This is a genomic window from Pseudomonas asiatica (assembly GCF_009932335.1).
GTDB lineage: Bacteria > Pseudomonadota > Gammaproteobacteria > Pseudomonadales > Pseudomonadaceae > Aquipseudomonas > Aquipseudomonas asiatica.
The window spans coordinates 1,833,524-1,844,614 of sequence record NZ_BLJF01000001.1 but is presented as its reverse complement, the minus strand read 5'-3'; the positions used below and the strand labels follow the sequence as shown (position 1 = coordinate 1,844,614).

Annotated in this window: 10 protein-coding genes; 6 read left to right on the top strand and 4 right to left on the bottom strand. The window is 61.9% G+C overall.

Features of this window, described 5'->3' with window-relative positions; genetic code table 11:
* Positions 1–33: 33 nt before the first annotated feature.
* The gene (locus GYA95_RS08715) at positions 34–1,401 is read left to right on the top strand and encodes an HD domain-containing phosphohydrolase (protein WP_015270214.1); all 1,368 of its coding nucleotides are present in this window, start codon (positions 34–36) and stop codon (positions 1,399–1,401) included.
* 130 nt (positions 1,402–1,531) lie between these two features.
* Complete coding sequence (locus tag GYA95_RS08710; RefSeq protein ID WP_015270213.1) at positions 1,532–2,197, top strand: SOS response-associated peptidase; 666 nt, start codon at positions 1,532–1,534, stop codon at positions 2,195–2,197.
* 131 nt (positions 2,198–2,328) lie between these two features.
* Here GYA95_RS08710 and GYA95_RS08705 read toward each other — a convergent pair whose 3' ends face one another.
* The gene (locus tag GYA95_RS08705; protein WP_224765924.1) at positions 2,329–2,658 is read right to left on the bottom strand and encodes a hypothetical protein; all 330 of its coding nucleotides are present in this window, start codon (positions 2,656–2,658) and stop codon (positions 2,329–2,331) included.
* Positions 2,659–3,265: 607 nt separating this feature from the next.
* Here GYA95_RS08705 and GYA95_RS08700 point away from each other — a divergent pair.
* Together GYA95_RS08700 and GYA95_RS08695 are read left to right on the top strand one after the other, a co-directional pair.
* A complete protein-coding gene (locus GYA95_RS08700) occupies positions 3,266–4,852 on the top strand; it encodes an ABC-F family ATPase (RefSeq protein WP_013972511.1) in 1,587 nt (528 codons plus the stop codon).
* A gap of 184 nt (positions 4,853–5,036) precedes the next feature.
* The gene (locus GYA95_RS08695; RefSeq protein WP_015270210.1) at positions 5,037–6,230 is read left to right on the top strand and encodes an MFS transporter; all 1,194 of its coding nucleotides are present in this window, start codon (positions 5,037–5,039) and stop codon (positions 6,228–6,230) included.
* Here the strand turns inward: GYA95_RS08695 and GYA95_RS08690 are convergent.
* Entirely contained in the window at positions 6,192–7,238 is a 1,047-nt protein-coding gene (locus tag GYA95_RS08690; RefSeq protein ID WP_015270209.1) for an alpha/beta hydrolase family protein, read from the bottom strand. The two genes, GYA95_RS08695 and GYA95_RS08690, sit on opposite strands and share 39 nt — an antisense overlap.
* Before the next feature lie 200 nt (positions 7,239–7,438).
* On the opposite strand from GYA95_RS08690, the gene yghU reads away from it, so the two are divergent.
* Positions 7,439–8,281: a glutathione-dependent disulfide-bond oxidoreductase gene (gene yghU, locus GYA95_RS08685; protein ID WP_013972508.1), complete on the top strand. Its 843-nt coding sequence runs from the start codon at positions 7,439–7,441 to the stop codon at positions 8,279–8,281.
* 124 nt (positions 8,282–8,405) lie between these two features.
* On the opposite strand, the gene GYA95_RS08680 is transcribed toward yghU, so the two are convergent.
* Entirely contained in the window at positions 8,406–9,731 is a 1,326-nt protein-coding gene (locus tag GYA95_RS08680; protein ID WP_015270208.1) for a sigma-54 dependent transcriptional regulator, read from the bottom strand.
* Positions 9,732–10,073: 342 nt separating this feature from the next.
* On the opposite strand from GYA95_RS08680, the gene GYA95_RS08675 reads away from it, so the two are divergent.
* Positions 10,074–10,340 carry a hypothetical protein gene (locus tag GYA95_RS08675; RefSeq protein ID WP_013972506.1) on the top strand — a complete coding sequence of 89 codons (267 nt, stop codon included), beginning with the start codon at positions 10,074–10,076 and terminating at the stop codon, positions 10,338–10,340.
* 108 nt (positions 10,341–10,448) lie between these two features.
* Here the strand turns inward: GYA95_RS08675 and GYA95_RS08670 are convergent, their stop codons facing one another.
* Positions 10,449–11,015 carry a vWA domain-containing protein gene (locus GYA95_RS08670; protein ID WP_015270207.1) on the bottom strand — a complete coding sequence of 189 codons (567 nt, stop codon included), beginning with the start codon at positions 11,013–11,015 and terminating at the stop codon, positions 10,449–10,451.
* Positions 11,016–11,091 lie beyond the last annotated feature (76 nt).

Sequence of the window (11,091 nt, the reverse complement as noted above, 5' to 3'; positions counted from 1 at the left end):
AGTAGTCTGGCCGAGACCGGCAGGGAGGGACCCATGGAGCTACCCGTTACCGATGGCGCAGCAGACAAGCCGGTGATACTTCTGGTTGACGACGAGCCCTCGATTCTCAGCAGCCTTCGTCGTCTACTTCGCAACCAACCCTACGAACTCCTCCTTGCCGAAAGCGGTGCCGACGCCCTGCAACTGCTCCAACAACGCCCGATCAATCTGGTGATGAGTGATGCGCGCATGCCAAACATGGACGGGGCAACACTGTTGGCCCACGTACATGAGCGTTTTCCCGACACGTTGCGCATTCTGCTTACGGGGTACGCTGACACGGACACCATCGCAAAAGCCATCAATGATGGGCACATCTATCGTTACATCAGCAAACCCTGGAATGATGAAGAGCTGTTGGTCACCTTGCGCCAGGCATTGGCCCACCAACATTCGGAAAGCGAGCGAAAACGCCTGGAACAGCTGACTCAGGTTCAGATCACGCAACTCAAGGCGCTTAACGAAAGCCTTGAACAGCGTGTAGCGGCGCGCACCGCCGAACTGCAGCAAACTGCCGACATGCTTGACCTTGCCTATGAAGAACTCAAGCGCAGTTACGTGACCACCACCGAGTTCTTTTCGCAGTTGGGCAACATGCGTCTGCCCAAGGCCAAGCAGACCAACCGGCAAGTCATAGAATTGATACGGGTGTATTGCACCAGCCATGGACTGGACGAAGGTACCTGTCGCAACCTGACCATGGCTGCAGCCCTCTACAACATCGGCAAGATGAGCTGGACCGACAACATGCTCACCTGCCCCGCCGATCTCATACCTTCACAAGAGCGCGAACTGTACCGGTCGTACCCGAAACAGAGCGAAGCGCTGGTCATGACCCTGGAGCCAATAAAAGAAGCCGCACAACTCATACTTCACCACCAGGAGCGCTGGGATGGCAGCGGTTTTCCGGATCACCTGAAGGGAGTGGCAATTCCACTGGGCGCCCGCTGGTTGAAAATGGCTGTGGATTTCATCGAATTGCAGCGCGGACTGGTTCTGGATCGCCAGCTCAATAGCGATGAGGCACTGCTCTACATACGCAAGCATGCTGGAAAGCTGTATGACCCAGATCTGGTGGAAGACTTCGTCAATGTCTGTGCCGCGTACATGCGCGACATTACCTTGACCGACCCGGCGATCAAGGTGTTGAGCACGCACGAACTGGCAGAGGGCATGATACTGGCCCGCAACCTAAATGCCGACAATGGCATGCTGCTATTGAATACCGGCAAGGTACTGAGCGGTCCGCTGGTGAAAAAACTGATTGCCTTCGAAGAAATGGAAGGTGGCAGATACAGCGTGTTCGTCAGGGTTCCCGAGCAGGCAGGCAGCCTGCAGCCATCGCCCGCAACGGCAGGCTGACCCCGTTGCGGGCAGGTGCTGAAATCCGTTCGTCATGCATCGTGGCAAGCGGGGTGCCTGGCCGTCCCCGTATGACTGCCGGCACGACTACCAGCCAACGGCTATCCTTCAGGTTTCGGTAGGAGGGCGTATGTGCGGAAGGCTCAGCCAGTACCGTGGCATACATGACTTCGTTGAAACCCTGAGCCTGCCAGAGGCCTGGCGGAACAACGTCGGCGACCAGCCGCTTGGCCGGTACAACATCGCGCCGACCACGCCGGTGGCAGTACTGCGGATGGATGATGCAGGCCCACGAGCGGACCTGGTGAAGTGGGGATGGCGGCCGCACTGGGCGAATGATCGCGCTGCGCCGATCAACGCCCGCGTCGAGAAGGTGGCGCATGGTCCATTCTTCCGGGAGATCTGGCCACACCGGGCCATCACCCCAATCGACGGCTGGTACGAATGGGTTGATGAAGGTGGGCCGAAGAAGCAGCCGTACTACATCCGCCGCCAGGATGGGCGCCCTGCCCTTTGTGCCTCGATCGGCCAGTTCACCGGCACAGAGCGCGACGGGTTCGTCATCATCACCGCCGACGCTCAGGGCGGAATGGTCGACGTTCACGACCGCCGGCCTGTCGTGTTGTCGCCAGAACTGGCGTACGAGTGGATCGCGGCAGCAATGCCGAGCGAGCGCGCAGAACAACTGGTGCTCAACCTGGGTGAGCCGGCCGAAGCCTTCGACTGGTACCGGGTGGGTATCGCCGTGGGGAATGTGCGTAACCAAGGTGCCGAGCTGATAAACCCGCTTCAATGAATGGAGGCAAATCCTTTCCGCGCGCTTTGGTATCAGAAATCGACCTGTACGGAACCCGTTTGAACAGCTTGGACAGAAACCACGGGCCAATCACCACTTTCGGGCGACTGCTCATTCCCCCATCACCAACGTCAATCCCGCTCGGCTCTTTGGCTGGCCTCCGGAGGGGAGTACGCCATGCGATACTCGCCAAGTCGACGAAAAGGTGACTGCTTTATCCAGGGCTGAGCCTTGTGCAGAATAAACAGCTGTAAAGCCCAGAAGCCAAGGCAGAAGGTTGTTCTTCCGCCATTCTCCAACGGCATTTCATAAGACAGTGCCACGCCAGCGAACATGATGCTGACAAAGAAGAAACCGCTGGCCAGGGCATTCGCCAGAAAATTGAGCCTGGGCCATTGTTCTGGCAGCAGCTCCAGCGGCCCCAGCGCGATCAGAGCAATGCCGAAAGGCACCGAATACATGATAAATGACGCGGATGGGTCCCCGTATCGCAGGATCGCTATCCACATCGCCAGGCAAACGAACGCTGCCGTCGGAGATCTAGTCGGCTTTATTCGTAAGCCAAACGTCCTGAACCTTCGCAACAAACCCATTACCAATCTCCCTGTTTGGTAAGCGGAGGAAGCATATCACCCCCTTTCAACCAATGACTCCTCCCCGATCAGGCCAACACCTGGAGCATCCATGACGATTGAGTGGACCGCGCGCCAAACGGCGTGCTCAAGGCAAAGCGCATTTCGCCGAATCGCCATTGGTCATCCCGCCCGGGAAGAACGGTGAGCACGTAAAACCAGCACCATCAGTAGCGCCCGATCGTCAAGGGTCCGGGGATCAGATACCGCCCCCGTATAACTGCCGTCGCACCTATGCGACAATGTGCTCAATGTCTGGTCTCAATCCCGCATTCATCGCCCATCAGCTCGGGCATAGCGTGCAGATGCTCTTATCGACTCATGCGCGCTGGATTAACTCGTCCAACGACTGGCAGCAGCTGGAAAAGCTCCTGATTGGTCCGAAATGGGTCCGACGCTGCGAAGTAGTCACGTAAGTTATTGATAGGTAAGCCTCTTGATCTCCACCGCTAACATCACCATGCAGTTCGGCTCCAAGCCGCTGTTCGAAAACGTTTCCGTCAAATTCAACAACGGCAACCGCTACGGCCTGATCGGCGCCAACGGTTGCGGCAAGTCGACCTTCATGAAGATCCTCGGCGGTGACCTCGAACCGTCGGGCGGCCAGGTCATGCTCGAGCCGAACACGCGCCTGGGCAAGCTGCGCCAGGACCAGTTCGCCTATGAGGAATTCACCGTGATCGACACGGTGATCATGGGCCACGGCCAACTGTGGAAGGTCAAGGCCGAGCGCGATCGCATCTACTCGCTGCCGGAAATGACCGAGGAAGACGGCATGGCCGTCGCCGAGCTGGAAACCGAATTCGCCGAGATGGACGGCTACACCGCCGAATCACGCGCCGGTGAACTGCTGCTGGGCCTGGGTATTCCGCTGGAACAGCACTTCGGCCCGATGAGCGAGGTGGCTCCGGGCTGGAAGCTGCGTGTCCTGCTGGCCCAGGCGCTGTTCTCGGACCCGGACGTACTGCTGCTCGACGAGCCGACCAACCACCTGGACATCAACACCATCCGCTGGCTGGAGAACATCCTCACCGCGCGCAACAGCACCATGGTGATCATTTCCCACGACCGGCACTTCCTCAACAGTGTCTGCACCCACATGGCCGACCTGGACTACGGCGAGCTGCGCGTGTTCCCGGGCAACTACGACGAGTACATGACCGCTGCCACCCAGGCCCGCGAGCAGCTGCTGTCGGACAACGCCAAGAAGAAAGCCCAGATCGCCGAACTGCAGACCTTCGTCAGCCGCTTCTCGGCCAACGCCTCCAAGGCCAAGCAGGCCACCTCGCGGGCCAAGCAGATCGACAAGATCCAGCTGGCCGAGGTCAAGCCGTCGAGCCGGGTGAGCCCGTTCATCCGCTTCGAACAGACCAAGAAGCTGCACCGCCAGGCCGTCACCGTCGAAAAAATGGCCAAGGCCTTCGACGACAAAGTGCTGTTCAAGGACCTGGGCTTCACCATCGAGGCTGGCGAGCGCGTGGCGATCATCGGCCCCAACGGTATCGGCAAGACCACCCTGCTGCGCACCCTGGTCGGTGAAATGACCCCGGACAAGGGTGAAGTGAAGTGGACCGACAGCGCCGAGGTGGGCTACTACGCCCAGGACCACGCCCACGACTTCGAAGACGACATGACCCTGTTCGACTGGATGGGCCAGTGGACCTCCGGCGAGCAGGTGATCCGCGGCACCCTCGGGCGCATGCTGTTCTCCAACGACGAGATTCTCAAGTCGGTGAAGGTGATTTCCGGTGGTGAGCAAGGCCGCATGCTGTTCGGCAAGCTGATCCTGCAAAAGCCGAACGTGCTGGTGATGGACGAGCCGACCAACCACCTGGACATGGAATCGATCGAAGCGCTGAACCTGGCGCTGGAGAACTACCCGGGCACCCTGCTGTTCGTCAGCCATGACCGTGAGTTCGTGTCTTCGCTGGCCACGCGCATCATCGAGCTGTCGGCTGATGGCGTGGTGGACTTCAGCGGTACCTACGACGATTACCTGCGTAGCCAGGGTGTGCTGGTCTGATTGATGGAGCGGCCTGGCCATCTTGTATGGCTGGGCCGGCCTCTTCGCGGGCACGCCCGCGAAGAATTCACCGCCGATCCACGGGCTGGCACTGCCCGACGAATAATTCGTTAGCCTGCTTTCATTTCTTTCGCGCAACGGCCATGATGGGGCCACGCCCAACCGCCCGCCCGCGAACGAGCCCATGACCGCGCAACAGCCTGCTCCCGCCAGTAACACGCTGCAAATCACTCTGCAGATCCTGTCGATCGTTTTCTACACCTTCATCGCCTTCCTCTGCATCGGCCTGCCGATCGCCGTGCTGCCCAGCCATGTGCATGACCAACTGGGGTTTGGCGCGGTGGTCGCCGGGCTGACCATTGGCCTGCAATACCTGGCCACGCTACTCAGCCGCCCGTTTGCCGGGCGCGTGGCCGATACCCTGGGGGGCAAGCAGGCCATTCGCTTCGGCTTGCTGGGGATTGCCGGCTGCGGGGTGTTGACCCTGCTCTCGGCCTGGACCCTGACGCTTCCGCTGCTGAGCCTGGTGCTGTTGCTCGGCGGGCGCCTGCTGCTGGGCATCGCCCAAGGGCTGATCGGCGTAGCCACGCTGAGCTGGGGCATCAGCCAGGTCGGCCCCGAACACACCGCCAGGGTGATTTCGTGGAACGGTATCGCCTCCTATGGCGCCATCGCCATTGGTGCCCCCTTGGGTGTACTGGCCGTCGACGGGCTGGACTTCAGCGTGCTGGGGCCGGCATTGCTGGTGCTGGCGGTATCTGCCCTGCTGGTACTGCGCAAGCGGCCGGACGTGGTGGTGGTGCGCGGCGAGCGCCTGCCCTTCTGGTCGGCCTTCGGCCGGGTCTCACCGTGCGGTCTGGGCCTGACCCTTGCCTCTATTGGCTACGGTACCCTGACCACCTTCGTCACCCTGTATTACCTGGAGCGCGGCTGGGTGGGCGCAGCCTGGTGCCTGAGTGCCTTTGGCGTGTGCTTCATCATTTCCCGGCTGCTGTTCGTCAATGCGGTCAACCGCTTTGGTGGCTACAACGTGGCGGTCGCGTGCATGGCCACCGAAGTGCTCGGCCTGAGCCTGCTGTGGCTGGCACCGTCGCCGCCGTGGGCGCTGATCGGTGCCGGGCTTACCGGTTTCGGGCTGTCGCTGGTCTACCCGGCGCTGGGGGTTGAAGCGATCAAGCAGGTACCCAGCAGCAGCCGTGGTGCAGGGCTGGGGGCCTACGCCGTGTTCTTCGACATGGCCCTGGCCATCGCCGGGCCGGTGATGGGCGCAGTGGCCGCACATCTGGGCTATGCCTCGATCTTCTGTGTGGCCGCGTTGCTCGCCCTGGCCGGTGTCGGTCTAACGCTGTTGCTGGCGCGGCGCGCCACTCGCGGCTGAACGCTCGGCCGGCTCCGGCGCGCCCAACGCCTGGCTGAAGAACACCGCGGCTTCCTGCTGCAGGGAATGGTGGATGTGCCGACGATCCACACCTGCGGCGTCCTTGCACAGCGCCGGCATCCGCACGGACTGCTCGGCATCGCAATGGGCCATGAACACGAAGTGCCCGGCGCCGGCCAGCAGGCGATAGTCCGGTGTCACCGGCAACTTGCGGGCCAGGGCTTCGGCGTTGCGGTCCACCGCCACCAGCTGGTCGCTGTCGCCACTGTAGATCAGCGCCGGCACCTGCACCCCGGCCAGGGCATGGCGCCCGAACAGCAGGCTGAGCGGTGCCATGAGCATCACGGCCCCCACCCGCTGGTCGGCCTCTGGCACCAGCTCGCTGCGGTCGGCAATCAGTACACCGTGGGTCTTGCAGGCGTCGGCGTCGTCAGGGCGCTCCAGGCAGTACTTGCGCAGGCGGTCCAGGTCTGGGCGCGCGCCTGAGAGGATCAAGGCAGTTTCACCACCGGCCGAGTAGCCGATCACCCCAACCTTGCCACCGTTCAGATAAGGCCCCAGCAAGGCATCATCGCGGGCGGCCGTAATTGCGGCACTCACTTGCAGCGGCCGGCCGTACAGGTTGCTCAGGGTGCCCAGGCGGCTGTGGTCGCGGGCGTTGTCGCCGGGGTGCACCACCGCCACCACGATAAAACCCTGGCGCGCCAGCGACGTCGCCAGGTAATGCAAGGCCAGCGGGCTGCCGGTATTGCCGTGGGACAGCACCAGCAACGGGAACTGGCCCAATGCTACCGGCGCCTCTTCACTCACGTCGACCGGGTAGCCGTCTATCCGGCTGCTGCGGGTCTTGCCAATGGCCGGGTAGAACGCCAGCGCCTGCATGGGCCGGGCATCGACCGGGTCGGCCAGAGTCATGTGGTGCAGGCCGACAACCCAGGGTGCGGCCTCGGCATGGGCCAGAAGGCTACCGAGCAGGGCCAGCGCCAGCATGCAGCGAGAAAGAGTCATCGGCCGGCGGTTCCTTGCAGGGCGAAGAGATAGCCCAGCATAGAACCGCCCTGGGCTGCACAGGATGAAACCTGAATGAAACCGAAGTCATGCACTTCACGCCCGCGCCCTATGCATTTGCGCTTTTCGTCGAACCCGTGGCATAGATGCAGGTCCACGTTTCTACGTGACCGTTTCGCGCCATTTAAGGAGATTCACGCATGAGCAAGCCCGCCTACGTGCCACCCAAGGTCTGGCGCAACGACGCCGCGTCCGGTGGCCAGTTCGCCAGCATCAACCGCCCGGTTGCCGGCCCGACTCACGACAAGGACCTACCGCAGGGCAAGCACCCGCTGCAGCTGTACTCCCTGGCCACGCCCAATGGCGTGAAGGTCACCATCGCCCTCGAAGAGCTGCTTGCCCTGGGCCACCTTGGTGCCGAGTACGATGCCTGGTTGATCCGCATTGGCGAGGGCGACCAATTCTCCAGCGGCTTTGTCCAGGTAAACCCCAACTCGAAGATCCCCGCCCTGCTCGACCGCAGCGTCGAGCCGCCGGTGCGGGTGTTCGAGTCGGGGTCGATCCTGCTGTACCTGGCGGAAAAGTTCGGTGCCTTGCTGCCGAAAGCGCCAGCTGCACGCACCGAAAGCCTGAACTGGCTGTTCTGGCAAATGGGCGCGGCGCCATACCTGGGCGGCGGCTTTGGCCACTTCTATGTGTATGCGCCAGAAAAGTTCGAGTACGCGATCAACCGCTTCACCATGGAAGCCAAGCGTCAGCTGGATGTGCTCGACCGGCGCCTGGCCGAAAGCCGCTACCTGGGCGGCGAGGAATACAGCATCGCCGACATTGCCGTGTGGCCTTGGTATGGCCAGCTGGTACGCGGCAACCTGTATGGCGCGGCGGAGTTCCTGGCGGTGGACGAGTACAAGCATGTGCAGCGCTGGGCCGAGGAGATTGCCTTGCGCCCGGCGGTGCAGCGTGGCACACGGGTGAACCGGACCTGGGGGGATGAGGCCAGCCAGGTGCCGGAGCGGCATGCAGCGGCAGACCTGGACGAATAACACGGCCTCTTGTGGGAGCGGGTTTACCCGCGAATACCGGCGTAGCCCGGTGCCATCCACCGCAGCGCCTGCTTCGCGGGCATGCCTGCTCCCACAAGGCTCGGGCACGGCCGAGGGCTGCTGCTCAGCGAATCTGGTGCTTGTGCAGCAACCGATAGAAAGTCGGCCGCGATATACCTAGCACCTTGGCCGCCACACTCATGTTGTCACTGTGCCGGCTGAGTACATCGCACAGCGCCTGGCGCTCGGCTCGGTGCTTGTACTCTTCCAGCGTGCCCAGCGGTTGCTGTACCTGGTCCAGGGGCTGCAATCCAAGGTCCTGTGCCTCGATTTGCCGGCCTTCTGCGAGCACCAGCCCGCGCCTTACCCGGTTGGCCAACTCGCGGACATTGCCCGGCCAGTCATGCCGGCCCATGGCCGCCAAGGCATGCTCGCTGAACGAGCGCGGTCGACGCCCGGTTTCAAGACTGTAGAAATGGGCAAAATGACTGGCCAGCATCGACAGGTCGCCATGCCGGTCTCGCAGTGGTGCGGTCACTACCTGCAACACGTTCAGGCGGTAATACAGGTCTTCGCGAAAGCGCCCTTGCTCGATGGCCCTTTCCAGGTCCACGTGGGTAGCCGCCAGCACCCTGACATCCACCGGGATCGGCTGGCTGCCCCCCACGCGCTCGATGTGCTTTTCCTGCAGAAAGCGCAGCAGGTTGGCCTGCAACTCCAGCGGCAAATCGCCAATTTCGTCGAGAAACAGCGTGCCACCATGAGCCGCTTCGATGCGCCCGGCCTTGCGCTGATGAGCACCCGTGAAAGCGCCCTTTTCATGGCCGAACAGTTCCGACTGGATCAGGTGCTCGGGGATTGCCCCGCAGTTGATGGCAATGAACGGTTGCTCGCTGCGTTGCGACTGGCGATGCAGGGTGCGGGCCACCAGTTCCTTGCCGGTGCCGCTTTCTCCACAGATCAGCACCGGCGATTCAGTGGGCGCCAGCTTGCCCAGCAGCTTGCGCAGTTCACGGATCGGGCGGCTATCACCGAGCAGTTCGTGGCTCGTTTCATCCACCCTCGCCATCCCTTTGCCGCGCAGGCGCGCCATACCGAAGGCCCGGCCCAGCGTGACCTGAACGCGGGAAACGTCGAACGGCAAGGTGTGGAAGTCAAAGAACCATTCACAAACAAAATCGCCGACGGCCGGCATGCGCAGTTGTTCGGCGCTGAGCACGGCAATCCATTCGGTGTTGCTGCGTTTGATCAAGTCCTTGACCCCGTCCGGGCGCCTCAGGTGCGACGCCTGCAAGCGCAACAGGCCCACATCGCAGGGATGATCCAACGCGGCGTCGAGCATGCAGCTGTGCACATCCCAGCCTGCGCTGCGCAATCCGGGTAACAAACGATGGCAGTCATCGCAGGGGTCGACGATGAGCAAACGGCGTTGGGCGGCAAGCTGCTGCATGACCAATCCTTGGCGCCAGTTTTCAGTTTTTTGAAATAAAACAGTAAGTTGTGGCGCCCGATTAACAGTAGCAACTAAGTTGACGGTTCCCAGTACCGTCTGTCTGCCGAATCATTTTTTTACAATGCGTGACGGGAATTTTCGCACTTTATCGACATCACATGGCGGCATGGGCAAGAACGGATTCGACCTTGGCAAATTTTTTTACAACCAATGTGTGACTCGCCCCCGGACAACGAGCATCAGTACACATAACCCCGCGCTGCACTTCGCGATAACCGAGGCGACTTCGAAGCAACGCGGACTTTAACTGGATGTTTGGGACCATAGAGAGACCGAACCATGAATGCCCCGCTCCGTGTCAACGAAGCACTGCTGATTGCCGACCACGCCTTCGAACCTTTCCAGTGCGTAGCCTGGGATGCACCCAACGGTACTGGTGAACTGAGCCTGGCAGTGATCGACCGGACCAGCACCCGCATCGGCAGCAAGCAAGTGTCTTCGCGCATCTATTCCGACCCGGCCCAGTGGGCCAGCCTGATCGAGGAAGTGCGCGCCGAACTGTGCGAAAAAGGTTACGACCTGCAGCCGTGGTCAATGCCGAAATAATATCGGCCAGCAAACCAAGTGCGTGCGTCGCCACGCACTTGTACAACTTCCGGGTTGCTGTTCTGGCAACTTTTTCTTATTGCGGCATAGTGTCGCACCGGTGCTTTTTCAATCCACCAATCTGAACTGTTGCAGGTGCTGGTAATCCGCCTGAAGTTGCTGCGCCAGGCGCTGCGCACGGCCCAGGCGCACCGGCGCCAGTTCCATGTCCACCAACAGAGTGGCGCACGGCATCGGCTGCACGGTATTCCAGTGTTGCAGGCGACCATCGGTGAACACCAGGCAGCGTAACCCTTCTTCGGGGTGGGCCCGTTGCCGATCCTGCAACCAGTGCCGAGCCTGCTCCAGTGCAGCGATCAACGGCGTGCCACCACCAGCTCCCAAGGCTTGCAGCCACGGTTGCAAGGCGGCCGAGGCCTTCAGGCCGTGGCGCTGCCACTGCGGTGAGCGCCCGCTGGCGGTAAGCAGGGCCAACCGGGCACGTTGGCGGTAGGCTTGGTCGAACAGCGCCGCCAGCAGCCCTTTGGTTTGCGCCAACGCCTGGTGGCGACGGGTCGAGGCCGAAGCATCGACGATTACCAGCCACAGTTCTGCGGGCCTGGCCTGGCGTTGCTGCCAGCACAGGTCCTGGCGCTGGCGTGGCCGGCCCTTGAGCAGGGTCGGCAGCCAGGCCACCCGCCCGGCCGCAGCACTGCGCGCCCGGCCTCGGCTGGCACCGTATTGCTTACCTGCGCCTGCTTTGGCATCCGCC

What these genes read in the sequence shown, in the direction of transcription:
- GYA95_RS08715 (WP_015270214.1), top strand. Translation starts at nt 34, where the DNA reads ATGGAGCTACCCGTTACCGATGGCGCAGCAGACAAGCCGGTGATACTT.
- yghU (WP_013972508.1), top strand. Translation starts at nt 7,439, where the DNA reads ATGAGCAAGCCCGCCTACGTGCCACCCAAGGTCTGGCGCAACGACGCC.
- GYA95_RS08705 (WP_224765924.1), bottom strand. Translation starts at nt 2,658, where the DNA reads ATGTATTCGGTGCCTTTCGGCATTGCTCTGATCGCGCTGGGGCCGCTG.
- GYA95_RS08695 (WP_015270210.1), top strand. Translation starts at nt 5,037, where the DNA reads ATGACCGCGCAACAGCCTGCTCCCGCCAGTAACACGCTGCAAATCACT.
- GYA95_RS08690 (WP_015270209.1), bottom strand. Translation starts at nt 7,238, where the DNA reads ATGACTCTTTCTCGCTGCATGCTGGCGCTGGCCCTGCTCGGTAGCCTT.
- GYA95_RS08710 (WP_015270213.1), top strand. Translation starts at nt 1,532, where the DNA reads ATGTGCGGAAGGCTCAGCCAGTACCGTGGCATACATGACTTCGTTGAA.
- GYA95_RS08680 (WP_015270208.1), bottom strand. Translation starts at nt 9,731, where the DNA reads ATGCAGCAGCTTGCCGCCCAACGCCGTTTGCTCATCGTCGACCCCTGC.
- GYA95_RS08675 (WP_013972506.1), top strand. Translation starts at nt 10,074, where the DNA reads ATGAATGCCCCGCTCCGTGTCAACGAAGCACTGCTGATTGCCGACCAC.